The 26,783-nt window shown below is 66.7% G+C and carries 20 protein-coding genes and 1 tRNA gene; 16 read left to right on the forward strand and 5 right to left on the reverse strand.

Annotated elements, in window-relative coordinates:
* Positions 1-3: 3 nt before the first annotated feature.
* The 4 genes from B9C43_RS25525 to B9C43_RS25540 are packed head-to-tail and all read left to right on the forward strand — an operon-like array spanning position 4 to position 5,507.
* Entirely contained in the window at positions 4-1,050 is a 1,047-nt protein-coding gene (locus B9C43_RS25525) for an ABC transporter ATP-binding protein (RefSeq protein WP_063751060.1), read from the forward strand.
* Positions 1,043-2,059, forward strand: a complete 1,017-nt coding sequence (locus tag B9C43_RS25530) for an ABC transporter ATP-binding protein (RefSeq protein WP_033385197.1) — start codon at positions 1,043-1,045, stop codon at positions 2,057-2,059. Before B9C43_RS25525 ends, B9C43_RS25530 begins: the two co-directional genes overlap by 8 nt.
* Entirely contained in the window at positions 2,056-3,816 is a 1,761-nt protein-coding gene (locus tag B9C43_RS25535; RefSeq protein WP_235038827.1) for a S8 family serine peptidase, read from the forward strand. Before B9C43_RS25530 ends, B9C43_RS25535 begins: the two co-directional genes overlap by 4 nt.
* The gene (locus B9C43_RS25540) at positions 3,813-5,507 is read left to right on the forward strand and encodes a S8 family peptidase (RefSeq protein ID WP_084429599.1); all 1,695 of its coding nucleotides are present in this window, start codon (positions 3,813-3,815) and stop codon (positions 5,505-5,507) included. Before B9C43_RS25535 ends, B9C43_RS25540 begins: the two co-directional genes overlap by 4 nt.
* Positions 5,508-5,562: 55 nt before the next feature.
* Here B9C43_RS25540 and B9C43_RS25545 read toward each other — a convergent pair whose 3' ends face one another.
* Positions 5,563-6,996, reverse strand: a complete 1,434-nt coding sequence (locus B9C43_RS25545; RefSeq protein WP_084429600.1) for a S10 family peptidase — start codon at positions 6,994-6,996, stop codon at positions 5,563-5,565.
* A gap of 33 nt (positions 6,997-7,029) precedes the next feature.
* Here B9C43_RS25545 and B9C43_RS25550 point away from each other — a divergent pair, with 33 nt between their 5' ends.
* The 12 genes from B9C43_RS25550 to B9C43_RS25605 all read left to right on the forward strand — a co-directional run bounded on the left by B9C43_RS25550 (position 7,030) and on the right by B9C43_RS25605 (position 16,675).
* Positions 7,030-7,728, forward strand: a complete 699-nt coding sequence (locus B9C43_RS25550; protein ID WP_084429601.1) for a uracil-DNA glycosylase — start codon at positions 7,030-7,032, stop codon at positions 7,726-7,728.
* A gap of 131 nt (positions 7,729-7,859) precedes the next feature.
* Complete coding sequence (locus tag B9C43_RS25555) at positions 7,860-8,918, forward strand: type IV toxin-antitoxin system AbiEi family antitoxin (RefSeq protein ID WP_160096690.1); 1,059 nt, start codon at positions 7,860-7,862, stop codon at positions 8,916-8,918.
* Entirely contained in the window at positions 8,915-9,781 is an 867-nt protein-coding gene (locus B9C43_RS25560; RefSeq protein ID WP_200825693.1) for a hypothetical protein, read from the forward strand. Before B9C43_RS25555 ends, B9C43_RS25560 begins: the two co-directional genes overlap by 4 nt.
* A gap of 27 nt (positions 9,782-9,808) precedes the next feature.
* A complete protein-coding gene (locus tag B9C43_RS25565) occupies positions 9,809-10,444 on the forward strand; it encodes a DUF4129 domain-containing protein (protein WP_084429603.1) in 636 nt (211 codons plus the stop codon).
* Positions 10,441-10,899 carry a hypothetical protein gene (locus B9C43_RS25570; protein ID WP_084429604.1) on the forward strand — a complete coding sequence of 153 codons (459 nt, stop codon included), beginning with the start codon at positions 10,441-10,443 and terminating at the stop codon, positions 10,897-10,899. Before B9C43_RS25565 ends, B9C43_RS25570 begins: the two co-directional genes overlap by 4 nt.
* A 5-nt stretch (positions 10,900-10,904) precedes the next feature.
* Positions 10,905-11,885 carry an AAA family ATPase gene (locus tag B9C43_RS25575; RefSeq protein WP_084429846.1) on the forward strand — a complete coding sequence of 327 codons (981 nt, stop codon included), beginning with the start codon at positions 10,905-10,907 and terminating at the stop codon, positions 11,883-11,885.
* Positions 11,882-13,225, forward strand: a complete 1,344-nt coding sequence (locus tag B9C43_RS25580; RefSeq protein ID WP_084429605.1) for a DUF58 domain-containing protein — start codon at positions 11,882-11,884, stop codon at positions 13,223-13,225. The genes B9C43_RS25575 and B9C43_RS25580 overlap by 4 nt, the downstream gene beginning before the upstream one ends.
* A complete protein-coding gene (locus B9C43_RS25585; protein WP_084429606.1) occupies positions 13,222-13,740 on the forward strand; it encodes a hypothetical protein in 519 nt (172 codons plus the stop codon). The genes B9C43_RS25580 and B9C43_RS25585 overlap by 4 nt, the downstream gene beginning before the upstream one ends.
* Positions 13,741-13,821: 81 nt before the next feature.
* The gene (locus tag B9C43_RS25590) at positions 13,822-15,150 is read left to right on the forward strand and encodes an NAD(P)/FAD-dependent oxidoreductase (protein WP_033385170.1); all 1,329 of its coding nucleotides are present in this window, start codon (positions 13,822-13,824) and stop codon (positions 15,148-15,150) included.
* A gap of 81 nt (positions 15,151-15,231) precedes the next feature.
* Positions 15,232-15,305 (forward strand) — tRNA-Leu (locus B9C43_RS25595).
* A 250-nt stretch (positions 15,306-15,555) separates the two neighbouring features.
* Complete coding sequence (locus B9C43_RS25600; RefSeq protein WP_033385168.1) at positions 15,556-15,924, forward strand: ankyrin repeat domain-containing protein; 369 nt, start codon at positions 15,556-15,558, stop codon at positions 15,922-15,924.
* Positions 15,925-15,961: 37 nt separating this feature from the next.
* Entirely contained in the window at positions 15,962-16,675 is a 714-nt protein-coding gene (locus B9C43_RS25605) for a zf-HC2 domain-containing protein (RefSeq protein WP_084429607.1), read from the forward strand.
* A 52-nt stretch (positions 16,676-16,727) separates the two neighbouring features.
* Here the strand turns inward: B9C43_RS25605 and B9C43_RS25610 are convergent, their stop codons facing one another.
* From B9C43_RS25610 to B9C43_RS25625, 4 genes are all read right to left on the reverse strand, one after another.
* A complete protein-coding gene (locus B9C43_RS25610) occupies positions 16,728-19,079 on the reverse strand; it encodes a cation-translocating P-type ATPase (protein WP_084429608.1) in 2,352 nt (783 codons plus the stop codon).
* 86 nt (positions 19,080-19,165) lie between these two features.
* Positions 19,166-22,624, reverse strand: a complete 3,459-nt coding sequence (locus B9C43_RS25615) for a S8 family serine peptidase (RefSeq protein ID WP_084429609.1) — start codon at positions 22,622-22,624, stop codon at positions 19,166-19,168.
* Positions 22,625-22,732: 108 nt separating this feature from the next.
* Entirely contained in the window at positions 22,733-26,302 is a 3,570-nt protein-coding gene (locus B9C43_RS25620) for a S8 family serine peptidase (RefSeq protein WP_084429610.1), read from the reverse strand.
* 79 nt (positions 26,303-26,381) lie between these two features.
* A complete protein-coding gene (locus B9C43_RS25625) occupies positions 26,382-26,771 on the reverse strand; it encodes a hypothetical protein (protein ID WP_143446586.1) in 390 nt (129 codons plus the stop codon).
* Positions 26,772-26,783: the final 12 nt, after the last annotated feature.

Here is a 26,783-nt window from a genome sequence, read left to right on the forward strand (position 1 = left end):
CGAATGTCCACAGTGTACGACGGAGAGAAGGGCGAGTTCGTGGCGCCGGACGAGACACCATCCGACACGACGCCGCTGCTCGAGGTCGAGGACCTGCGGGTGGAGTTCCGCACCGGCGACGGCGTCGCGAGTGTCCTCAATGGAGTGTCGTATCACGTCATGGCCGGGGAGACCCTCGCGGTACTCGGCGAATCGGGCTCCGGCAAGAGCGTGACCGCGCAGACGATCATGGGCATCCTGGACATGCCGCCTGCGGTGATCCTCGGCGGCGAGGTCCGGTTCCACGGCGAGGAACTGCTCAAGGCGAAGCCGTCCCGGCGGATGGAGGTCCGCGGCGACGGCATCGCGATGATCTTCCAGGACGCGTTGTCGGCGTTGAACCCGGTGTTCACCGTCGGGTTCCAGATCGAGGAGCAGTTGAAGGTCCGGCGCGGTATGGGCAAGGCCGAGGCCCGCAAACGCGCCATCGAACTGCTCGACCTGGTCAAGATCCCCAACGCCAAGGGGCGGGTCCGCAACTACCCGCACGAGTTCTCCGGCGGTATGCGGCAACGCGCGATGATCGCGATGTCGCTGGCGCTGGATCCGGAACTGCTGATCGCCGACGAGCCGACCACCGCACTGGACGTCACCGTGCAGGCCCAGATCATGGACCTGCTGCGGGAAATCCAGCGTGAACGGGACATGGGACTGATCCTGATCACCCACGACCTCGGCGTGGTCGCCGAAGTCGCCGACCGGATCGCGGTGATGTACGCGGGCCGGATCGTGGAGCAGGCAGACGTGTTCTCCTTGTTCCGCAATCCAGCGCACCCGTACACCGAGGCGTTGCTGCAGTCGCTGCCGCGGCTGGACCTGAAGGGCCAGGAACTCAAGGCGATCAAGGGCTTGCCGCCGAGCCTGGCCAACATCCCGTCCGGGTGCCCGTTCCACCCGCGGTGCCCGCGCGCGGTCGACAGGTGCAAGCAAGAGGTCCCGGACTACCACCAGTTGGGCGGCGGCCGTTACTCCGCATGCCACTTCGCCGAGGAGCTGATCACCCATGGCTGAGGCGATTCTCGAAGTCCGCGACCTGGTCAAGCACTTCCCGGTCCGGGTCGGCGTGCTGTTCAAACGCACGATCGGGCACGTGAAAGCGGTCGATGGGGTGTCGTTCGAGCTGAAAAAGGGCGAGACTCTCGGCATTGTCGGCGAATCGGGCTGCGGGAAGTCCACACTCGCCCAGGTGCTCATGCGACTCGAACCACCGACGAGTGGGACGGCGTTGTTCGAGGGCAAGGACATGTTCGCGCTGCGCGGCAACGATCTGCGCAGGCTGCGCCGGAATATTCAAATCGTGCTGCAGGATCCGTACACGTCCCTCAACCCGCGCATGACGGTCGGCGACATCATCGGTGAGCCGTTCGAGATTCACCCGGAAGTCGCGCCGAAAGGGTCACGGGAAGGCAAGGTCCGGGAACTGCTGGACGTCGTCGGACTGAATCCGGAGCACATCAACCGCTATCCGCACCAGTTCTCCGGCGGTCAACGGCAGCGCATCGGCATCGCCCGTGCGCTCGCACTGCGACCGAAGGTCATCATCTGCGACGAGCCGGTGTCCGCATTGGACGTCTCGATCCAGGCTCAGGTGATGAACCTGCTCGGCGAGCTGCAGCGCGAATTCGGTCTGTCCTATGTGTTCATCGCACACGATTTGTCCGTGGTCAGGCACCTTTCCGACCGGGTCGCGGTGATGTACCTGGGGAAGGTTGTCGAAATCGGGACCGAGGAGGAAATTTACGGCCAGCCGTCCCATCCGTACACCCAGGCGCTGCTTTCCGCGGTGCCGGTGCCGGATCCGCAACTGCGTGGACGGCGGGAAGTGATCCGGCTGACCGGAGATGTGCCAAGTCCGGTCAATCCACCCTCCGGATGTCGGTTCCGAACGCGGTGCTGGAAGGCGCAGGATATCTGCGCGGAGGAGGAACCAGAACTCATCACCCGGGTGGCGGGGCACCCGAGCGCCTGCCATTTCGCTGAGGCGCATGTCGTAGTAGGGGCAGAAAGGGAGATTTCGTGAGACGCAAAACCGTGTTGGCGATAGCGGCCTTACCGCTGTTCGCCACACTGACCGCGGTCACGGCGCCGGCTGCGTCGGCGTTACCGCGACTGCAAGGAAAGAGCGTCGACTACAACGTGCTCGCCGCACCCGGTACGAGCGTCGAGACGATCGAGGCAGCCGCACGTGCGGCTGGGGGCCGGGTCGTCGACCGCAACGCCGCGATCGGTTTGATCACGGTCGCCGCGCCCGAGCAGGGTTTCACCGAGCGTGTCAGCAAAGCACGGGGCGTGAGCGCCGCGGCCAAGGCCCGCGCTGTCGGTCACGCACCGAAGACCAAGTCGGCACCGAAGCCGGACGTGGAGAAGGAAGCCACGAAGTCGGCTTCCTCACCGAGCCCGGCGCTGCAGAAGGCGGCCGAGGCCAAGCAGGACAAGGCCCAGTCCCGGTCCGCCGCGCAGTCGGTGGGGATGGACCCGCTGGACAGCAACCTCTGGGGACTGACGTCGATCCGCGCCGACCTGGCGCGTGACCACACCATCGGCGACAAGCGCGTCAAGGTCGGCATCCTGGACACCGGCGTGGACGGCAAGCACCCGGACATCGCGCCGAACTTCGACCGCGCGCTGTCACGCAACTTCGCCAAGGACATCCCGATGGATGAGCTTGGCCAGGTCGTCGACGGCCCATGTGAGTTCCGTGGCTGTGTCGACCCGTCCGACTGGGACGACAACGGGCACGGCACGCACGTCGCCGGCACCATCGCGGCGGCAGCCGACGGCTTCGGCCTGTCCGGCGTGGCCCCCGGAGTGTCCATTGTGAACATCCGGGGCGCGCAGGATTCCGGTTCCTTCTTCCTGCAGCCGGTCGTCAACGCGATGACCTACGCCGGTGACGCCGGGCTCGACGTGGTGAACATGTCGTTCTTCGTCGACCCGTGGCTGTACAACTGCGACAACAACCCGGCGGACACCCCAGAGCAGCAGGCGGAGCAGCGGACCATCAAGGCCGCGATCAGCCGTGCGATGGACTACGCGTACCGCAAGGGCGTGACGCAGGTCGTGTCGCTGGGCAACCAGCACTCCGACCTCGGCGCTCCGCAGCCGGACGCCAGCAGCCCGAACTACCCGGCGAACACCGCGCACCCGCGGACGATCGACAACGCCAGCTGCCTGTCGCTGCCGATCGAAGGCCCGCACAGCATCGGCGTCGCCTCGTACGGCCCGTCGGGCATGAAGGCCGACTACTCGAACTGGGGCACCGAGCAGATCTCGGTGTCGGCCCCTGGTGGTTACTTCCGTGACTACTTCGGCACGCCTTGGTACCAGACGCGGGAGAACACCATCCTGTCGGCGTACCCGCGCAACGTGGCGTTCGCCGCCGGTCACATCGACGCTGCCGGGAACATCCTTCCGCCCGGTGCCGCGCTGAAGGTCATGCGGGAGGTCAAGCCGGACGGCACACTTGCGTTCTACCAGTGGCTGCAGGGCACTTCGATGGCGTCGCCACACGCCGCCGGTGTCGCCGCGCTGATCGTGAGCAAGTTCGGCAACTACGACGCCCGAGGTGGCGTGCTGTTGAACCCCGACCGGGTCGAGCGGGTCATGCAGGGCACCGCGACCAAGACCCCGTGCCCGACTCCGCGAGTCCTGGACTACCCGGACCGCGACGAAACGTACACTGCCACCTGCCTCGGCGGCCCGGAGTTCAACGGGTTCTACGGTGCGGGCCAGGTCGATGCCTTGCAGGCAATCGTGAGTGGAGCAGATTACCTATGAGGAAGACAATCATCGCCGCGTCGGCTCTGCCGCTGCTGGTGACGCTGATGGCCGCGCCGACTGTGTCGGCGTTGCCCCAGCTGTCCGGCGCGCCGGTCGAGTTCAACGTGCTGACCAAGGACGGCGCCTCGGCCACTCAGGTCGAGCAGGCCGTGAAGGCCGCCGGCGGAACGATTCTCGAGCGCAACGACGCGGTCGGCCTGCTGACCGCGAAGGCGCCCGCGAACGGCTTCACCGAGCGGCTTGCCCGTAACGGCTCGGTCATGTCGGCGACCAAGTCGCAGACGATCGGTCACGCTCCCGGCGCCGGGAAGAAGAAGCGCGACAAGGACGTCGAGAAGGAACGCGGCACCGGCAACAAGAACCAGAACCAGGCCAAGACGCCGGTCGGCCTCGACCCGCTGGACGAGCAGCTGTGGGGCCTGAAGTCGATCCGCGCGGACCTGGCGCGGGACAAGACAATCGGTGACAAGCGCGTCAAGGTCGGCATCATCGACACCGGTGTGGAAGCGTCCCACCCGGACATCGCGCCGAACTTCGACCGCAAGCTGTCGCGCAACTTCACCAAGGACATCCCGTTCGACGAGCTCGGCAACGAGATCGACGGTCCGTGTGAGTACCGCGGCTGCGTCGACCCGGCCGATGTGGACCACGGCGGCCACGGCACGCACGTGGCTGGAACCGTTGCCGCGGCAGCCAACGGCTTCGGCCTGTCCGGTGTGGCCCCTGGCGTGTCCATTGTGAACCTGCGGGCAGGCCAGGACTACGGGTTCTTCTTCCTGCAGCCGACCGTGAACGCACTGACCTACGCCGCCGACAACGGCATCGACGTGGTCAACATGTCGTTCTACGTGGACCCGTGGCTGTACAACTGCGACAACAACCCGGCCGACACGCCGGAGCAGCAGGCACAGCAGCGGATGATCAAGACGGCCATGACGCGGGCGCTGAACTACGCGCACCGCAAGGGCGTCACGTTGATCTCCGCGTACGGCAACGACGCGACGGACGCGGGCAAGCCGAAGCCGGACACCTCCAGCCCGGACTTCCCGCTGAACACAGCGCACAACCGGACGATCGACAACGCGACCTGCCAGTCGATGCCGTCCGAGCACCCGAACGTGATCAACGTGTCGGCGTACGGCCCGTCGGGCAACAAGTCCGACTTCTCCACTTACGGGTTGGAGCAGATCTCGGTGTCCGCGCCGGGTGGTTTCCGCTTCGACTACCCCGGCACGCCGTGGTTCAAGAGCTACGACAACAACATCCTGTCGACGTACCCGCAGAAGGTCCTGGTCGAAGAGGGCTATGTGGATGCGGCTGGCAACGTCACCCCCGGTGGCGCGGCGGTCGGCGTGGTCAAGCTCGACCGGCCGGGCGCGTACTACAAGCCGCTGCAGGGCACCTCGATGGCCGCCCCGCATGCGACCGGTGTCGCGGCGCTGATCATCAGCACCTACGGCAAGTTCAAGGGCAACGATGTCAGCCTCGACCCGACCAAGGTCGAGCGGGTGCTCGAGGGCACCGCGACCGCGACCCCGTGCCCGACGCCGCGGACGGTCACCTACCCGGAGCGTCCGGCCGACTGGACCGCGACCTGTGAGGGTGACCTGGAGTTCAACGGCTTCTACGGTCACGGCCAGATCGACGCTTACCAAGCCATCGTTGGTGGAGCGAAGTTCCTGAAGTAATCCGCTTGGTTCTCAACGGCCGCAAACCCGCGCTGGGTTTGCGGCCGTTGGCTTGTCACCAGGACGTGCGGATGAAGGCCGCGAGGTCCTCGGACTGCTGCAACCGGCTGGGCTCGTGGACGTACATCATGTGCCCGGCCGGGTAGTACTTCGTCTCGACGTTCCCGCGCAACTCCTCCGGGATGGCAAGGTGTGCGATCACGTGTTCGGCCGCGTAGTACGGGGTCGCGCCGTCGTGGTACCCGGAAGCAACGTGCACCTTGAGGTTGTGGTTGGCGCGCATGGCCGCGGAGAGCTTTTCGACGACCGTGACCGAGGCGTTCTCGAACTCCTTGAAAGACCAAGGATGCACGTTGCCGGTCAGGATCTCGTACGGCAAATCGTTGGCGTAGTTCAACTCTGCGCGCACGTAGTGATTCAGTGCGGCCGTGTACGGGCCGAGGATCGCCGAGAACGACGGGTCCTCGCTCATCAGCTCACGGCCGTAGTCGTTGTCCCAGCCCAGGAATCGGGCGTCGAGCCGGCCGGTGACGCAACGGCGGTGGCGTAGTACCTCGGTGAAGAACCGGACGTGTTCGATGCGCAGGTTCACCCGGTCGACGAAATCCGCCGAGAGACCGGTCAAACCGGCGATTTTGTCCACAATGGATTGACGGTCGGCGAGCCGGGCGCCTTGGGCGAGGGCCCATGGGTAGTCACGGCTGGCGAACTCCTCGGCTTCGGCGAGCACGTCTTCCAGCGAGCGGTCGCCGTGCAGGCCGTGGTAGTGCGCGATGGCCGCGTAGGTCGGCAGGAACAGGACGTACGGCAGGTCGTTGCCTTCGTTGAAGTCGATCGTGCCGAAGTCGAGCACGGACGAGATCAGCATGATCCCGTTGAGATACATGCCATGCCGCGACTGCAGGTGCTCCGCGAGCCCCGCCGCACGCAGGGTGCCGTAGGACTCGCCGGCGAGGAATTTCGGTGACAGCCAACGCTGATTGCGGGACGTCCACAGCCGGATGACCTCGCCGACCGATTCGATGTCGGAGCTGAAACCGTGGAAGTCGCCGGGTTTCTCGCCCTTGGTGGCCCGCGAGTACCCGGTCGACACCGGGTCGATGAAGACGAGGTCGCTGTGCCGGAGCAGCGATTCGGGGTTGTCGACCAGTTCGTAGGGCGGCTTGGCGAGATCGCCCGCGTCACCGGACAAGACCCGCCGCGGGCCGAACAGGCCGAGGTGCAGCCACACACTCGACGACCCGGGGCCACCGTTGAACGCGAACGTCACCGGCCGGGTCGCGGCGTCGGCACCGTCCAAGGTGTAGGTGGTCATGAAAACCTCGGCCTTGGCCAGGTGGCCGTCGAACTTGCCGTCGGTGAGGATCTCACGGCGCAGGACCACGCGGCCGGCAGTGGCGGTGTACGCAAGGTCACCCAGTGTGTGACTGGTCGTGACAAGGTCGTCGGTCGGGTCGGCCGGCTTCGGCTGCTCCTCGTTCTCTGCCATGCGCGCACCCTATGTGGTGAAGAATCTTGAACCGTGCCGGAGACCCTGGATGAACTGGACGAAGCGGTCACGTCGTGCCGATCCTGCCCCCGCCTCGTGCGCTGGCGCGAACAGGTGGCAGCGGAGAAGCGCGCGGCGTTCCGTGACCAGACCTACTGGGGCCGCCCAGTACCCGGGTTCGGGCCGCCGGATGCCCGGATAGCGATCGTCGGACTCGCCCCAGCCGCCCACGGCGCCAACCGAACCGGCCGAATGTTCACCGGCGACCGCTCCGGCGACTTCCTCTACGCGGCGCTGCACGCCGTCGGCCTCGCCTCCCAGCCGACGTCGACTCACGTCGGCGACGGCCTGGAGCTCTACGGCGTGCGCATCACCGCACCCGTGCATTGCGCGCCACCGGAGAACAAGCCGACACCCGCCGAACGGGATGCGTGCCGTCCTTGGCTCGTCCGCGAGTTCGCACTGCTCCGGGCGACCTTGCGATGCGTGGTGGTGCTGGGCGCGTTCGGCTGGCAGGCGCTGATGCCCGCCCTGGCCAATTGGCAGGTGCCGATCCCACGTCCCAAATTCGCCCATGGGGCGGAGCTGACGTTGCCTGCCGTCGACGACGGGCCGGATTTGACGCTGCTCGGCTGTTACCACGTCAGCCAGCAGAACACCTTCACCGGCAAACTCACCCCACCCATGCTCGAGGCCATCCTCGCCAAGGCGAAGGCAATCAGCGGCGCATAGCGCGGCGTTCGGCCGTCGAGTGGCCAAATACTGTTCCGCAAACTAGCATGTTCCATGTGTCACGGAACGGCCGGAGACCTGGAACAACCGAGCCTCAGCTCATCCAGTCGCTCGAAGAGACTGTGCGTTCGGTGCTGCCCTCCACCTGGTCGGTCACCGTCGAGAGATCGGTGGTGCTGTCGGCTGGGGCCGCCCGCATGCATGAGATGGACGCACTGCTCACTCTGCGAGCGCCGGATGGCACGAGCTCAGTGGTGTTGGTCGAGTGCAAAAACCGCATTGTCGTGCCACGCGACGTAGCTGCCATCGCCCGCCAGATCGACGCGTTCACGCGGGCCGCGGTGAACAAAGGGATGCGGATCGCCGGACGGATGCTGGCTGCGCCGTTCGTGTCCCCGACGACTCGTGCTCAACTCGATGGACACCAGATGGGATGGTTCGACGTCACTGGCAATCTGCGACTGCGGCTCGACGATCCGGTCGTGGTCGTCGATCGTGTTGGTGCCGAACGAAACGACATGCGTGATCCATCCGATCGGCTGCTCAAATCCCTTCGCGGTTCGGCCGCCGCCAAAGTAGTTCTGGAGCTGTCGGAGACCGCACTGCCTGTAGGCGTGCGAGAGCTTGCCGTGCGAGCGGGCGTCGGCGGGGGGACAAGTGCGAGGGTTCTTGGACTGCTCGACCGGGAGGCGGTTGTCGATCGAGACGAAGACGGCGTGGTGACCGCTGTCCGCAAGCGGGCGCTGATCGACCGCTGGGTGCAGGATTACCAAGTCCTGAACGCCAACGAGGTCATCACCGCGCTCGACCCGCGCGGGGTGAACCATGCGCTGGACGAACTGTCGCTTGTGGACATACGGTTCGCCCTGACGGGCTCCGCTGCGGCACGGGCGTACCTACCGGACAGCGTGACACCTGTGTCTCCGCTCGTCTTGTTGAGTCTGTATGCCGAAGATCCCGTTGGCTTGATGCGCCAGTTGGGCTTGAAGGCCGTTGACCGCGGAGCGAACGTGATGGTCATGCGGCCCTATGACGACGTCGTCCACGCGAAGTCGCGGGTCGTGGACGGGCTCGTCTATGCCGCTCCCGCGCAGGTCGTGGCGGACCTGATGACCGGTCCTGGACGGTCAAGTGAAGAAGCTGAACAAGTGCTGGCAGTGCTCGCATCGGCTGAACCAGGTTGGGAATGATGATTCCGCAGGAGTACCTCAAGGCGCGTGCTGTGTTGCTGGACGCCCTTGACGGACTGGGTCCCCACCGCGACGCGGTGGTACTTGTTGGCGCCCAAGCGGTTTATGTGCACGCGGGCGGCGCGGACTTCGTCACGGCGCCGACTACCACCGATGCGGACCTGGCTTTGGTGCCCGACAGGTTGGCGGATGAACCGTCGATCGTTGAAGCGATGCGTGCCGCGGGATTCGTTCCAGGCAGTCAACCGGGGACGTGGTTGGGGCCTGGTCAGATCGCGGTCGACCTGATGGCTCCCGAGGCGTTGTGCGGCCGAGGCGGCCGCCGGTCAGCCAACCTTCGCCCGCCGCACGACGACAAGTTCACCGCCCGCAGAACGTTCGGACTCGAAGCGGCGGTGATCGACAACGAGAGTCGGACGATCAAAGCTCTGGCAAGCGGTGACCCACGATCCTTCGAGATCAAAGTGGCTGGCCCGGCCGCGCTCATCGTTTCGAAGGTCATCAAGGTCGCTGAACGGCGCGACCAGCCACACCGGCTCAAGCCGAAAGACGGGCTTGATGTGCTCCGGTTGCTCCGTGCTGTCGACACGGCGTCGTTGGCTCAACGCTTCGGCCAGCTCGCCTCGAACAGCCTCGCGGGCGAGGTGGTGGAGCAGACGGTACGGGATCTTCGTGAACTTGCGGCAGGTCCGGAGGACTTGCTGCCGGTGCTCGCCGCGGATGCCGAGATCGGCCTCGGCGACCGTGACGAGATCAAGATGTCCATGGTCGCGCTGGTCGATGAACTGCTCGGCGCATTCGAGGTCCGGCCCACCGCGTCTGAAGCACCAGAGAGCGGCGAACGGCGGATATTCGTCCCATGACCGCGGCGAGTTTGGGATGCTCGGTAGATGAAAGTCCGGTTGCCGGTGTTGCTCTCGGTCGCGGCCTTCCTCTTGCTCGCGGTGGTGGCGGCGCGGGGGAGCTCGGGCATTCCGCGGGGCACGCCGGAGTTCGGGCTGGGGCTGGGCTCCGACGCGGGAGATCCGCCATTCGGCGTACCGCCGATTTCGTCTGAGCCGGTGGCGTACGGGGTGGGTGCGCTGGTCATTGTGGTGCTGGCCGCGGTCTTGTTCGGGTTCGCGATGGTGCTCGTCGCATTGAGCAGCATCCGCTTCTATCGGCGAAAACGGACGCGGGTGCGCGTTGCGCTCGCTGACGAGACCGTTACCGGCAATGAGTCGTGGTTGACCGACGCTTCCCGGCGTGCGTTGGTGGAAATGGACCGGAAAATCGGGGGACCGCCATCCGACGCGGTCATTGCCGCTTGGGTTGAACTTGAGGAGTCGGCTGCGCGGACTGGGATTGAACGTCAGCCGCATCAGACGCCGACCGAATTCACTGCCGCTGTCCTAGCGGGACAGAATGCCGACGAACAGGCCTTGCGAACATTGCGGAGGCTCTATCACCGGGCCCGGTTCGGCAAGCCGGGCAGTATCACCGAGGATGACGCGAGCCAGGCGCGACGAGCGTTGGAAACAATATGAAGCCGTTGAACGCCGTCCTTATCGCCATTGTCATCGGCGCGGTCATCGCCGTTCTGGCGGGTTGGCTGATGGCGATGCCGGTGTTCTGGTCGATCGTCGTCGCACTTCCGATCTCCGCGGTCACGGTCATGGCGCTGGTGGCCCTCGGTGTCGCCGCGCCGAGTTGGCAGTCGTTGCCCATACCGGACGAGACTTTGACCATGCATCAGGCCAGTTCCCTGTCGTCCAGGCTCGCCGAGGCCGCCAAGGATCCAGGCCGGTTCCGAACACGAATCCAGCCGCGACTCCGCCGCCTCGCCGCGGACACGCTGCGGCGCAAGGGGATCAGCCTCGGCGATGACCGTGCGCGGGACGTACTGGGCGACGAACTGCACGCATTGATCACCAAGCGGGACGCGCAACTGCCGTCCCCGGACCGGCTGGCTGAACTGCTCGGCCGTCTGGAGGAAAAGTGACCACAGTGCCATCCTCGGACGTCCAAAACGGACTCAGTGTGGACGTGATCGCGGCCGACTGCCGTGCCGTGCTCGATGCCGTCGGCACCGTTGTCGTCGGCCGCGAGCGCACGACGCGGCTGGCGCTGGCCGCAGTGCTCGCGGGCGGCCACGTGTTGCTGGAAGACGTGCCAGGACTGGGGAAGACCCTGCTGGCACGCAGCCTTGCCCAAGCGCTTGGTCTGGACTTCAAACGACTGCAGTGCACACCCGACCTGCTGCCCGCGGATGTGACCGGCTCGTACCTCTACGACCCGACCGAGCGGGAGTTCAGCTTCCGGCCGGGCCCCGTCTTCACCGGCCTGCTGCTGGCCGACGAGATCAACCGCACACCACCGAAAACCCAGTCCGCGTTGCTGGAAGCCATGCAGGAACGGCAAGTCACGGTCGAAGGCCACACACACGTGCTGCAGCTCCCGTTCCACGTCCTGGCGACCGCCAACCCCGTTGAGTACGAAGGCACATACCCGTTGCCGGAAGCTCAGCTTGACCGGTTCATGCTGCGGCTGGACGTCGGCTACCCGCCCGCCGAGGAAGAAGCCGAAGTGCTCCGCCGAAGGCTGGCCCGCCGCCGCGAGGAGACCGAAGTCGCTCCGGTGATCGACGCGGAACGCCTGAGGCACCTGCAGGCCAGCGTCGAGCGGGTCGACATCGACCCGGACGTGCTGCGGTACTGCGTGGATCTCGCGGCCGCGACCAGGCAGTACCCGACCGTCGAAATCGGCGCGTCGCCACGTGGTTCGCAGGCGTTGTTGCTGGTCTCACGGTGTCTCGCGGTCCTCGACGGCCGGGAGTTCGTGCTTCCGGAGGACGTCAAGGAGTGCGCTGTCGCCGCGTTGGCGCATCGGTTGACGCTCCGCGCGGAGACGTGGAGCACCGGCGCGACCGCCGTCCAAGTTGTCACCGAGTTGCTCGGCCAGGTGCCGGGACCGGCGAGCACGAGATGAGCAACCGCGTCCTGAAGTGGATGCGCACGCAGCGGGACACCGGACGGTGGCGCAACACCGACGCGATGTACCGGGCGGTCGTCGTCGGCGTCGGACTGATCGTCGCGGGTGTCCTGGTGCATCAGCTCGCGCTGGTCCTCTTCGGCGCTCCGCTGCTGATCAGCGCGCTGTTGGCGATGGCGCGCCCCCAGCCAGGCGAGCCGGACGTCCGTCAGCCCAAGCTGCCGAGGGCGTTGGAACAGGCACAACTGGCCGAGGCGGTCTTCGAGATCGACGCGGACCCGGGCGTTGAGCTCGTCGCGTTGCGTGCGCCGCACGGCAAAGTACGCGGCGTTGGTCCCGTTCACCTGCTGCCAGGGACGGTCAAGAACGTCCGCACGACACTGGGGTACGGCGGCTGGGGCGAGGGCGTGGATCTACGACTGGACCGTCTGTTCGCGGGACCCGACGCGCTCCGCGTGTTCGGTCCGGTCGTGGGTACCGAAGGCCGTAGGACCATCCTGCCGCCGGTCAAGCTGCTGCCTGCCGGACCGCTGCCGCCACGGCCATCAGGCCTGGTCGGCGTCCATCGCTCACCGCGCCCTGGCGACAGCACGGAGCTCAGGGACATCCGTGCGTTCCAACCGGGTGACCGGCTGCGACGGGTCGACTGGCGTGTGTCGCTGCGCGCGTCGGCGTCCGCGGGTGGGGTGATGTCGCCGAGCATGCTGCACGTTCGTGAGCGGCACGCCGATGCTGATGCCTCCTTGGTGCTCGCGATCGACACGCGGGTGGACGTCGGCGCCGAACTAGCCGAGTGGTCGACCGCGCTGGTCGGCAACGGCGTACGAGTGGGCGGTTCGCTCGACACTTCCGTACAGGCCGCGTGTTCGCTCGCCGCCAGCTACCTGCGGCAAGGGGATCGCGTCGGTCTGGTGGATCTTGGCCGCCCGCAGTTGAGCCTCGCGCCGGGAACCGGGCCGAGGCAGCTGTTGAAGCTGCGGCATCAACTGGTGATCTGTGCCCGCTCAGCGGGATGGGCCCCGAGACCGGTGTTACGGCCGCGGCAAGCGCCCACGGGGTCGTTGGTGATGGTGCTCTCACCGTTCCTCGACGACGCCATGGTGGAGCTCACCGCGACCGTCGCCCGGCGTGGAATCCGTGTGCTGGCAATGGACTTGTTGCCCGATCCGCTCGTTCCCGCCGCCGGGGACCCGTGGGGTGAGGCGGTGCTGAAGGTGTTGCGTGCCGAGCACACGGTCCGGCTGGAAACGTTGCGGGAACACGGAATTCCAGTTCTCCGGTGGGGCGATGAGGTGTCCGCCACACTGCGCGTGCTGGCAAGGGGGCGGCGGCGATGAACCTCCCGGAAACGAAACTCACCGCTGGACTGCCCGCGTGGACGTTGCGTGGCGCCGTTTTGTGTGCCGTCGTCCTGATTTCGATCTTGCTCGCCGGCCAGGGCGCCGACGTGTTTCCGTTGGGAGTCATCGCTTTGATCGGCGTGTTGTCCGTCACGGCGCCCGGCACGCCCGCGCCCGCGGTGCTGATCGCGGCCACGGCCGTGACGGCGGTCATGCTCACGGGTGGCGCGCTGGAGATCGGAGTTCTCGCACTGATTCCGCTCGTCCATCTCGTCCACATCGGATGCGCGTTCGCCGCTGTGATTCCGAGCACTGCCCGGATCCACCTCGCCGCGCTGCGCCCGGCCGCCATCCGGTTCGCCATCGTGCAGGTGATCGTCTTCGGTCTGGCCGGTGTCGCCGCACTCGTGCCGAAAACCGTTACACCAGCGGCATTGGAGGTCGCGGCGTTGGCAGGTGCGGCTTTGCTCGCGGTCCTCGCGACGCGGTTGATCATGAAGCGTCCACAGTGAACCAATCGTCAGTTCGCGACCGGGGTCACACCTGACCAGGGGTGACGGGCGGGGCCAGCGAGATGGTGCGACCATAGGGTCATGGCCAAGGGCAAGAAGCAGCCGAAGCGGATCCTCATCGTCGGCGGTGGGTATGTCGGGCTGTACACGGCGTTGGGCCTGCAGAAGAAACTGCGGTCGCTCGAAGCGTCGGTCACGGTCGTCGACCCCCAGCCGCACATGACCTATCAGCCGTTCCTGCCGGAAGCGGCAGCGGGATCCATCGAGCCGCGCCACGTTGTGGTGCCGCTGCGCAAGGTCCTGCGCCGTTGTCACGTGCTGACCGGCCGGGTCACCAAGATCGACCACGCGGCCAAGACGGCGACCGTCGAGTCCATCGACGGGCACACCGACTCGGTCGAGTACGACCTGTTGATCAGCGCGCTCGGTTCGGTGTCCCGGCTGCTGCCGATCCCCGGCCTTGAGGAGCGGGGCGTCGGCTTCAAGACCGTGGGTGAGGCGATCTACCTCCGTAACCACGTCTTGTCGCGGCTCGACCTCGCCGAGTCGACCAGTGACCCGGAGCTGCGGCGCAAGCTGCTGTCCTTCGTCGTCATCGGCGGCGGGTACGCCGGTGTCGAGGCGTTGGCCGAGCTGGAGGACATGGCCCGGTACGCGGTTCGCTACTACGACACGATCAGCGCCAAGGACATGCGCTGGGTGCTCGTCGAGGCGTCCAACCGGATCATGCCCGAGGTGAGCGCCAAGATGGGCGTCTACACCGTGAAGGTGCTTGAGAAGCGCGGGATCGAGGTGTTCCTCGACACGCGGGCCAAGTCGTTGGAGAACGGCCACGTGATCCTCGACGACGGCACGGAGTTCGACGCGGACACGATCATCTGGACCGCGGGCGTCAAGGCCAACCCGATGCTGGCCAACACCGACCTGCCGCTCGACCAGCGCGGCCGGGTCCGGTGCACCGCCGAACTGCAGGTCGAAGGCCTCTCGGACGCGTGGGCGGCCGGCGACAACGCCGCCGTGCCGGACCTGTCGCGCACTGCCGAAGACCCGACAGCCACGTGCAGCCCGTCGGCTCAGCACGCGGTTCGTCAGGCCAAGCGGCTGGTGCCCAACGTGCTGGCCGCGCTGCGGGGCAAGAAGCAGAAACCCTATGTCCACAAGTACCAGGGCTCTGTGGCCTCGCTGGGCCTCTATAAAGGTGTTACCGATGTGCTCGGGGTGATCCGGCTGAAGGGCTTCCTCGCTTGGGGCCTGCACCGGGCGTACCACCTGTCGCGGATGCCCACCTTCAACCGCAAGGTGCGCATCATGTTCGACTGGCTGGGCGCATTCGTGTTCCGCCGGGAGGTCATCTCGATGGGACAGATCCAGGACCCGAAGACCGAATTCACCCGAGCAGCGAAGAGCTGAGTGGACCAATTCGATAGGCCAGCTGGATGAGTTGTCGGAAAGTGGCTCCAAAGGGAGCGCCGGAACGCTTAGGCTTCACGCGCCCCCGTAGCCCAACAGGCAGAGGCAAGCCCCTTAAAAGGGTTGGAGTGCCGGTTCGAATCCGGTCGGGGGCACGCTGACCGGGTAGTTCATGTCCATGAAACGCGATGGACGTGGGCTACCCGTTCTCATGTCGGCACTCGGTCGCATTCACGCCAGGCGATCAACCGAAAGCGCTCCGTATTGATATCACTTACGGCGGTCAATCGACGACTGGTCGTATTCATCGCGCGCAAAACATTTCCAAAACGTTATCTGCGCATTCAGCGGCCCGGTCATCGGACCGTTATGCCCTAGTCAGCGGGGTGTGCCACCCTGATCACTGTGGGAGACCAAGAGGCGGCCTTCGCCGCGGCCAGGGAAGGCGACGCCGGACGCCTGGCGGAGCTGATCGACGGCGGCGTGCCGGTGAACCTCAGCAACGAGGTAGGCGACACCCTGATCATGCTGGCGGCGTACCACGGGCACGTCGAAGCGGTGTCCACGCTGGTCAACCGGGGCGCGGACACGAACAAAGCGAACGACCGAGGCCAGACACCGCTCGCGGGAGCGGTGTTCAAAGCCTCGGACGGCGTGGTCGAGGCCTTGCTGGACGGCGGGGCGGACCCGTTCGCCGGAACGCCGTCCGCGGTGGACACAGCGCGGATGTTCGGCAGGCTCGAGTTGCTCGCGCTGTTCGAGCGCAAGGGCTGACGGGAACTACCCGGCCGTCACGGGCGACTATGTAGACATGGACTGTGGGACGTGCATCCAGGCCCTGTCCGCCCGGCTGGACGGCGAAGACGAGGCAGCGCCAGCGGCCGAGGTGGACGCGCACCTGGAAACCTGCGCGTCCTGCCAGGACTGGTACGCCGCCGCGATGGACCTCAACCGCCGCGTGAAGGTGCGTTCATTCGTGCCGACACCGGACCTGGTGTCCTCGGTACTGGCAGAGACGGCGCCACGTCGTAAGCCGCTCGCCCGGATAGCGCTGGCAGGGGTCGGCCTGATCCAGTTGCTGCTCGCCGTAGCCCAGTTGTTCGGCACAGACACGCATTCGGCACATGGCGCCACGTTGACACCGCACCTGATCAGCGAAGGCGCGGCGTGGAACTTGGCGCTGGGGCTCGCGATGCTCGCGGCCGCGTGGCAGACCAAGCGGGCCAGTGGGTTGCTGCCCGCCGTCGGGGTGTTCGTCGCGGCTTTGGTCGTGTTCTCCGTGATCGACTTGGCGACGATCGGCGTTCCGGCATCGCGGTTGTTGTCGCACATCCCGCTGCTGGCCGGAGTCGCGCTGCTGTACCTCGTGCAGCGTGAGCACAAGCAGGGCGGCGATCCCGCGCCCACTGCGCGCCAGGATGACTCGGAGATTTCGCAGGGCGAGGCGGCGCCGGACGATGATCGGCGGGCCGGGCCGACCAGGCCATGGTTGCGGCCAGCCAGCCACGACCGCAAAGCCGCCTGACCCGTTAGTCCGCACACAGTGGTTGCCTTGAGGGCCGCCGGATTGTCCACGTTCAGTCTTCGATGGGTGGTGGCATGAGTTTGCGTTGGATCCACCAGACGATTTCGACCAGGACGACGCCGATGGCGGCGATGCCGATTGCCAGCATCGTGTAACTGGTGTTGGTGGGGTCGAGGGCGAAGAAGCGTTGGGTGAAGGGCAGGACGAACAGCAGCAGTGAGGCCGCCGACATCAGGGCGATCAGGCCGATCTTCCACCACTTGTAGGGGCGCGCCACGATTGCGAGGACCCACAGGGCGACGATCATCAGGGTGATCAGTGCGGTCGTGCCTGCGCGCTCACTGGTGGTTTCGTTGTGGACGAGCATGTAGGCCACAAACGTTGCTGTGGCGATGATCGCGCCGGATGGGATGGCCATGCGCATGACTCTGCCGACGAAGCCGGTACGGGCGCGTTCGTTGTTGGGGGCCAGGGACAGTACGAAGGCTGGGATGCCGATGGTGAACCAGGCGATCACTGTCACGTGCCGGGGCAGGAATGGGTAGTTGACCTGCGCGATCCCGACCATCAGGGCGAGGATCACCGAGTAGACCGTCTTGGTCAGGAACAGGTTCGAGACGCGTTCGATGTTGCCGATCACCCGCCTGCCCTCGCCGACGACGTGCGGGAGGGTGGCGAACTTGTTGTCCAGCAACACGATTTGGGCGACGGCCCTGGTTGCGGGGCTGCCGGAGCCCATGGCGACGCCAATGTCGGCGTCCTTCAACGCCAGCACGTCGTTCACGCCGTCACCGGTCATGGCCACGGTGTGTTTGCGGGATTGGAGGGCGCCGACCATTGAGCGTTTCTGCGCGGGGGTGACGCGGCCGAAAACGGCACGCTCCTCGAGGACCGAAGCGAGTTCTTCCTTGTCCTCGGGGAGGTTTCGGGCGTCGATCGGGTCCGCGGAGTTGGGCAGGTCCAACGAGGCCGCGACGGCGCCGACGGACAGCGCGTTGTCGCCGGAGATGACCTTCACCGTCACGTTCTGGGAGGCGAAGTAGTCCAAGGTGTCCTTGGCGTCCGGGCGGACCTTCTGCTCCAGCACGACAAGCGCGGCAGCACGGACCGTGCCCGGCGCCTCGGGAGAGTCGAGGGACACATCGGTCCGGCCGAGCAGCAGGACACGCAGGCCCTGCGACCCGATCTGTTCGGCCTCGGCACGGGCGGCGTCACCGGCTGGCAGCAACACGTCTGGCGCGCCGAGGACCCAGTGGCCGTGGTCGGTGAAGCTGGCGCCGCTCCACTTGCGAGCGGACGAGAACGGCGCGACGGCGGTGGCGTGCCAGCCCGGGTCGTCGGGGTACGCCTCCGCGATCGCGAGCAGGCTCGCGTTGGGCCGGGCTTCGGTACGGGCCAACGCAGCCAACGCGAGGGTTACCGAAGCGTCGCCGTTGGCGCTACGGACTTCGGACAGCCGCATGCCGTTCTCAGTCAGCGTGCCGGTCTTGTCCGCGCACACGACGTCCACGCGCGCGAGGCCTTCGATCGCGGGCAACTCCTGGACGAGGCATTGGCGCTGGCCCAGCCGGATCACCCCGACGGCGAACGCGATGCTGGTCATCAGGACGAGCCCCTCGGGCACCATCGGCACGAGCGCGGCGACCATCCCGCGCAGGGCGTCGGCGAGCGACTCGTTGACGTTGAACAGCTGGTTGTAGATGGTCAGCGCACCCGCCGGGATCAGCAGGAACGTGATGAACTTGAGGATCTTGTCGATGCCGGACCGCAGTTCGGACTTGACCAGCGTGAACTTGCTGGCCTCCTCGGCCAGCTTGGCGGCGTACGCGTCCCTGCCGACCTTGGTCGCCCGGTACGTGCCGCTGCCCGCGACCACGAAACTGCCGGACAGCACCTGGTGGCCGGGGTGTTTCACGACCGGGTCGGACTCGCCGGTGAGCAGTGACTCGTCGATCTCCAGCGAGTCGGCGGCCAGCACCACGCCGTCGACGACGATCTTGTCGCCCGGGCCGAGTTCGATCACGTCGTCGAGCACGATCTCGTTCGGCGCCAGCTCGACGGGCGCGCCGTCCCGCCGGACGGTCGGCCGCGCCTGCCCGACGATGGCCAGTTTCTCCAGCGTCCGCTTGGCCCGCAGCTCCTGGATCATGCCGATACCGCTGTTGAAGATGATCAACAGGCCGAACATGCCGTCCAGGAAGTACCCGGTGGACATGATGATCGCGAACAGCACACCGTAGATCGCGTTGATCCGGGTGAGCACGTTCGCCCGGACGATCTGGCCGACCGTGCGGCTGGCCCGCGCGGGTACGTCGTTGGTCTTGCCCGCGGCAACGCGCTCGGCGACCTCGGCCGAGGTCAAACCGCCGTCGATGGTGCCGAGCGCGGTGTGGTCAATCGACATGCGTCCGACAGTAGGCCCACCCGTCGTCGATGCGCGTCACCCCAGGGTAGGACCACCCTTAGGGGGACGGTCCTACCCTGGTTCGGTCATTTCACCCGATAAGCACGAATGACTGTCTGGGTAACGCCCTTGCCGTCGGGATAGGACGCCTGGGCACGCAGTGACACGAACCCGTCGGACGGGTTCCACACGATCGCCCACCAGTGGTCGTGGACCTTCACCACCGGTGCCGGACGCCAGGTCGTGCCGTCGTCGGTGGACGTCTCGACCTTGCGCACCACGCCGTCCTTGCCCGGCCGTACCGGGATCGTGAAGTACGTACCGGCTTTGGCGTAGTTGTCGTTGTCCACCTTGGGGTCGAGCGTGATCGACGGTAACGTGCCGGTCTCTGCCGAGCGGAACACCCACTCCGCGCTGACCTTTGTGGACAGTGGCCAGTTCGGGTTCGTCCTGGTCGCCTCCGTGCTCAGCCGGTAGTCGGCCGGTCCGGCCACGGTGAACACCCCGAACCCAGGGGTACCGCTACGGCCGATTTCCTTGCCGTTGGCGTACAACACCGTGTCGCCCTCGTCAGTCTCGACTGCGGGACCGACATGCTGCGCGGCATCGGTGAACAGCGGGAGGAAGACATCGAGCTTGTCACCGGTGCGGTTGAGCCGGGCGGCGCCGGGGCCGATCACCGCCTTGTTCCAGTCCGCTGTGGACACCGAGCCGGGCCGGTAAATCGTATCCGGGCTTGAGACGTAGTACTGCCGGTCGATGAGGAACAGGTTCGACCAGCTGACCGTGTCGGTTGAGTAGTACTCGGTGCGCGTGGTGGGCAACGGGATCGACGGGCCGCCGATCGCCACGATCCCGCCGAACCCGACGGCGGTCGCTCCCGGGAGTACGGTCGCTGTCGCCGCGGTGGCACGGTAGTTGGCGCGAACCTCGGCCAGGTCCTTGGTCTTCACCTGGCGAGTGAGGTTGGCCGGAATGCTGCCGAGGCTGGGGAACGAAAGCTCGTAGTGGTACGGGCTCGTACGTATCCCGGCGAGCCGTACGTCGGCAGTGCCCAGCTTCGCGAGCCGAGGCCCTTGATCGTCCAACGGGTACAGCGTCGGTATCGCTGGAGCCTCGGTGAGAGCGACGGAGCCGTCGGTGAAGTAGAAGAAGGCGGCAGCCGCGCCTGCGTCCCGCAACGCCTTGAGCCGCGGGTTGAACTCCAGTTCCTCGCCTGCTGTCACCGTGAACACGGCGAGCTTGCCGCGGACGTCGCGCTGCGCCAGGTCTTCCGGGCGGGCCCGGACGACGTCCACAGCGGACAGTTCACGGGTGTCGGTGATCCTCGGCGAGTCCGGGATCCAGTCCACGATCGGCTCGAACTGCTCCGGCTTGGTGACCGAGAGCCGGACCAACGGCTGCTCGAACGCCGCCGAGTCGAAGTAGACGAAGTGCTCGTGCCTGCCCGCGGTCGGTGTGGCGTACAACGCGGAGCCGCCGGCGAGCAGGCCACCGACCCAGTCGCCGACCTTGAAGCCCTGCCCGGAGACGCTGTCGAGCTTTCTCGCGTCCGGTCTGTCGATCGTCATGCTGACCGGGATCCCTGGCCGGGCGTCCACTTCGACCACGGTGTCGCCGCGGACGGCTACCTCGGGTCTGGGGACCATGGTGGCGCTGGGTGGCGTTCCCGGCGTTTCCACGATCGCGAGGGTGCCGTAGCGCCCGGCCGGAACCCGGATCGTGTCGCCGGGCAGCACCGGGAAGAACGAGATGTTGGCGTCGTCCAGGTTCATCACCATTGCCATGCCGAACCCGTCCACACCGCCGTTCCGGTCGATCGACTTGAGGGTGAGGTCGTAGCTCTCCGGCTCCTTGTACGCGCCGACCGCCGTACGCACCTCGGTCGATCCGCTCTTGGCCAACAGCGATGCGCCATGCGCCGCGTGCGGGGCCTGAGCCGGATCGAACGAGACCGTCACGGAGGTCTCGCCACCAGCGGGCACAGTCACCTCGTTGGCACTGACCTTGAACAAGGCGGAGTCCGTCGACAACGCCAGCGTGACCGGTGCCGCGCCGGAGTTCTTGTACGTCAACGACTTGCTCAGCACGCTGCCGGGTCCCGGCCACTTGATGTAGCCGAGGCTCAGGCTGCCGACGTTGGTGCTGACGGTCTGGTTGACCGCGCGAGCCACGTCCAACCGGCCAGCGCCCTGTTGGTAGACCGTGGCCCCGGCGACCGGGTGCGCGCTGTTCATCAACGCGACCTTGATCTGCTGGCCGGTCCAGTCAGGGTGTTGGGCGGCAAGGATCGCCGCCGCGCCCGCGACATGCGGTGTCGCCATGGACGTGCCGGTCAGCCGGGCATGGAACTCGTCGACAGCCAGGTCGTTGAGCGTGCCCTTGGCGCGAGCGGCCACGATGTCCTCGCCTGGTGCGGCGATGTCCGGCTTGACCGCGTGGTCCTTGAACCGTGGGCCCGGCGAGGAGAACGGGCTGGCCACGTCCTGCTTGTTCACGCTGCCCACGGCCAGCGCCGCGTCGGCCGCGGCCGGTGCGGAGACCCTTGAGTTCGCCGAGTTGCCCGCGGCGATCACGAACAGCGTGCCCTTCTCCGCGGAGATCCGGTTCACCGCTGCCGACATCGGATCGGTGCCGTCGGACTGCCCGCCGCCGAGGCTCATGTTGACGACCTTGGCGCCGCTGTCGGCGGCCCATTGCATGCCTTCGAGGATCGCGTCGAACGGGCAGCCGAAGGTCATGCAGACCTTGCCGATCAACAGGTCCGCGCCCTTGGCGACCCCGGTGTACTTGCCGCCGGACGCCTTGCCGCGACCGGCGACGGTCGCCGCGACGTGGGTGCCGTGCCCGACGTTGTCCCGGATGCCCTCGCCGGTGAAGTCCTTCTCGCCCTTGACGATCCCGGCCAGGTCAGGGTGCTCCGGGTCGTACCCGGTGTCCAGTACCGCGACCGCCGAACCGGCACCGGTGTGCCCCTGCTGCCACGCGCCCGGCGCGCCGACCTGCGGAACGCTCTGGTCCAGGGTGGGGTACGCCTTGCCGTTGAGCCAGATCTTGTGGTGCTTGGCCAGTTCGAACAGCTTGGCCGCGTCGCGCTTCGGCGTGGCCACCGCGGTCATCCCGACCGCGGGCAGGTTACGCGTGACGTTGCCGAGCGCGGCCACGCTGGGGCCGGATTCCACCAGTAGTGGGATATCCGGGGTGTGCTCGTCGTCGTAGCCGAAGTTGACGAGCCCGGTCACGTCGAACAAGGCGCGGTCCAGTTGGCCCGATCGGACAAGCGGCGCAACGGATGCGGGGATGACCGTGACCCCACTCGGCCCGACGTGCCGGAGAAACCCTTCCCGCGCGCCGATTCTCGCGGCGGGCTGGATCCGGACGTCCCATGAGGCGCCTTGTCTGATGACGGTCACCTTGTCGCCGGTGATGAGCGTGACCGTCTTCGGTTTCTCTTGTGTCGTAGGAGGTTGTGCGGCAGCCGCAGGTGCGACCGTCACACCGCTGACGAGCGCGGCAAAGATCACCGCGTGGACTAGCACGCGCATGTGTGAACTCCCCTCGGGGTTGGCCGCCCCCAGCCTCGACCCGGACCTCCACCGTACCGGGTTGATCTTGAAGCGTCACCCCGAGGGGAATCTCTTTATTTCACAGCACTATTTCACGCGGTAGGCCCGGATCACGGTCTGCCTGACCGAGTTGCCGTCGCGGTCGGCCGCGCTCACCCGCAAGGACACGAACCCGCTCGCGGGATTCTGAACCAGTGTCCAGTAGCTGCCATTGACCTTGACAACAGGCGCGTTGCGCCAAGTCGTACCGTCGTCGGTGGACACCTCGACCGTCCGCAGCGAAGGAGTGCTTCCGGTCGTGCCCGTTTGCCGGTCGACCCGTACCGGGATCGCGAGTACGGTGTTGGCCCGCGCGTGGTTGGTGATGTCGAGCTTCGGGTCGAAACCGACTGCCAACAGCGGCAACGGGGTCGCCGCCGCGGTGTGCCCCGATCGGAACGTCCACTCCGCACTGACCTTTGTGGACAGTGGCCACACCGGGCTTGTCCTGGTCACCTCGGACGTGAGCCGGTAGTCCGCCGGTGCGGCGGGCACGGTGAACGTCCCGTCACCGGGAACGCCACTGCGGCCGATCTCCTTGCCGTCGGCGTAGAGCGCGGTGTCGCCCTTGTCGGCGAAGCTGTACTCCTCCGGCCTGGTGAAGCCGGAATGCCTTGCCGCGTCGGAGAACAACGGCAGCGTGGCGCTGATCGTGTCACCTTCGCGACGGATCATGTGCGGCTGGCCGGTGTACCGTTCGTTCGACACCGAAACACCCGGTCCGATCACGGCTTTGTTCCACTCGGCCGTGATCCGCTCGGCTGGCCGGTACGTCCGCTCGCTGGTGATGTATCCGTGTTCAGGCCCGCTGTCGCGGGTTGGTGCGATTCGGAACGAGTTCTCCCATGTGACGGGCGAGTAGTACTCGTTGCGCTGCAACGGCAACGGAACGACCGTCGACCACAGCGCACTGCCCATGTCCAAATCGCCCGATCGTGTCATGTAGTCGATGTACGCGACGCCGCCGTCGACCAACGAGTGGTAGTTGGCCTTGACCGTCGCCAGGTCGTTGTTCCGCGGCCGGTAGGTGAGGTTGCCAGGAATGCCGCCGTGATGCGGGAATGCGAGCTCATAGCGGTACGGGCTCGCAGGCAGCCCGGTCAACGTCACCGTAGCGGTGCCGAGTTTGGCTAGGCGCGCACCCGTCGGGCTGATCGTGTACACCACCGGAACAGGTGCCTTGTCGCGGACCCTGATCGAAATCGACTCGGAGAAGTACAGCAACACGGCCGACGCTCCCGCATCGCCCAGCGCCTTGACCCTGGCGTCGTATTCCATGGCATCGTTCGCGCCGAGCGTGAACACAGCGAGTTTGCCCTTGAGATCCCGCGCGGCGATCTCCTCGGGCGTGGCGTGCCCGACGTCCACGGCGTTGTATTCCTTGGCACCGATGGTCGTCGGCGACTGTGGCGCCCACTCGACCGGAAGCTCGAAGGACTCCGGCTTGCTCGCGGTCAGCTGGACCGACGGCCGCTCCACCTGCTGCCGGTTGTAGTAGTCGAAGTGGCTGTGGCTGCCCTTCGTCGGCACGGCATACATTTCCTCGGTCGGGCCGCTGAGGTACGAGACCCCACCAGCCTCGATCGCTGTGGTTCCGGCGACCCGGCGCGCTTCCTTCTCGTCGACCTGAACACTCACCCGGACACCACGGCGGGCGTCGAGCGGCACGGCGGTGTCCTCGCGCAGGTCGACTTCCGGCTCGCCGAGCATCGTCACCGACGGCTCCACCTGCCCGGGGATCGGCGTCGCGACTTGCCCGAAAACCGTGTAGCGGCCAGCGGGCAGGCGCACCGGCTGATTGCTCGCCACGATGTCCCAGTCGGTTGTGCCGAGCCGCTTCCAGATCACCGAGCCGTCGCCGTCCGGCTGGAGTTCCACGCCGTTGCGGTCGATCAGCTTGGGCGTCAACGTGTAGCTCTCCGGCTCCTTGGTCGCGCCGATCGCGGTCTGCACGACCGTGGTGCCGTTCTTGGCGGTCAGCCTGCCGTTGTACTCCGCGATCGGACCCGCGGCCGGGTCGAACGTGACGTTCGCGGTCGCCTGGCCCTGCGCCGGGACGGTGATCTCCTTGACGTCCGTGCTGAACACGCCGGCGTCCTGGAGTTCGAGCGTGAGCGTGACCGGGGTGCTGCCGGAGTTGGTGTACGTGACCGGCTTGGTCACCTTGTCCTTGCTGTGCGGCCATTTGACGAAGCCCATGCTCAGGCTGCCGACGTTCGCGGTGACGGCCTGGCTGACCGCACGAGCCACGTCCACCCTGCCAGCGCCTTGCTGGTAGATGGTCGCCGAGACGGGGTTCGCGGTGCTCATCAACGCGGCCTTGATCTGCTGGCCGGTCCAGTCGGGGTGTTGGGCGGCAAGGATTGCCGCCGCACCAGCGACATGGGGCGTGGCCATGGATGTGCCGTCCAGCCGCGCGTAGTGCTCGTCAACGGCCACGTCGTCGAGCGTGCCCTTGGCCCGTGCGGCCACGATGGCCTCGCCGGGTGCGGCGATGTCCGGCTTGACGGCGAAATCACCGGTGCGCGGCCCAGGGGAGGAGAACCGACTCGGCTCGTCCTGCTTGTTCACGCTGGCCACGGCCAGTGCCGCGTCGGCGGCTGCGGGCGCGGACACCTTGAGGCGCGGGCCGTAGTTGCCCGCCGCGATCACGAACAACGTGCCGCGCTCGGCCGAAATCCGGTTCACCGCGGTCTCAAGGGGACCGGTGCCGTCACCAGGTCCACCTCCGAGACTCATGTTGACGACCTTCGCGCCGCTGTCGGCGGCCCACTGCATGCCTTCGAGGATCGCGTCGAACGGGCAGCCGTTGACCTGGCAGACCTTGCCGATCAACAGGTCCGCGCCCTTGGCCACACCGGTGTACTTACCGCCACGGCCCGCTGCGGTCGACGCGACGTGCGTGCCGTGACCGACCCGGTCTTGGATGCCTTCGTTGACGAAGTCCTTCTCGCCCTTGACGATTCCCCGCAGGTCCGGGTGCTCCGGGTCGTATCCGGTGTCCAGCACGGCGATGGTGGCACCGGCACCGGTGTGCCCGGCCTGCCACGCGGCGGGCGCGCCGACCTGCGGCACGCTCTGGTCCAGCGACGGATATGCCTTGCCGTTGAGCCAGATCTTGCTCGTCTTCGCCGTCTCGAGCACGTCTGCCGCACGCTGCTTCGGCGCGGCGACCGCGGTCATCCGCACTGCGGGCAGATCCCGCTTGACCTGGCCGAGCGCGGCCACGGCGGGCCCGGATTCCACCAGCAGCGGGATCTCCGGTGTGGCGGCGTCGTCGTAGCCCAGTTTGATCAGGCCTGTCACGTCGAACAACGCCTTGTCGAGCCGGCCTGACCTGACCAACGGCACCGCGTCCGACGGGATGACGATGACCCCGTCCGGCCCGACTGACTTGACGAAGCCGCGCGGTGCGCCGATGCGTTTCGCCGGTTCGATCCTGGCGTCCCAGGTGTTCCCGCGTTTGGTCACGGTCACCTTGTCGCCGGTGATCAGCGTGACCGTCTTACCCGGTTGCGGTCTCGCCGATGCGGTGTTCGCAGGGTCAGCGGCCGCGGGCAGCCCCGCGAGTCCGCTGATGAGCACGGCCAGGGCAGCCGTGTAGATGGTTCCGCGCACAGTTGTTGCCCCTCGTCGGAATTCCCCAGCAACTGGTAGACGCCGGTGAGGGGGGTGATGTTGGTTCTTTGGAAATCAATTACCTGGATGGCCGAGTGATCGCGCCAATCAGTAACAGAACGCAACCGCCCGCCGTGTTCCAGAAGCCCTGCCTGAACTGCGACGCGAACGCCTCGACCTGCATCTGCTGGCCGAGGAACACGGCGAACACGACGACCGCGAGGAACGCGCCGAGTGCCATCAGCCAGCGTCTGCCGATGATCAGCCCCAGCATGGCCAGCGCGACCGCGACCACGATCGGCACGAACAACGAGTTGACCATGTCGGTCGTGGTGGCCGTGACCCCGTTCCACAGTTCGTTCAGCGGGATCTGCCTGCCCTGCCGGTCGCGGTACCACGGCAGGAACGTGCTGTAGACGACCGCCGCGGCACCCGCCACGGTGGCCACTATCGCGATCACCATCCGCATGACCACCTAGCA

This window comes from Kibdelosporangium aridum (assembly GCF_900176515.1).
GTDB classification, from domain to species: domain Bacteria; phylum Actinomycetota; class Actinomycetes; order Mycobacteriales; family Pseudonocardiaceae; genus Kibdelosporangium; species Kibdelosporangium aridum.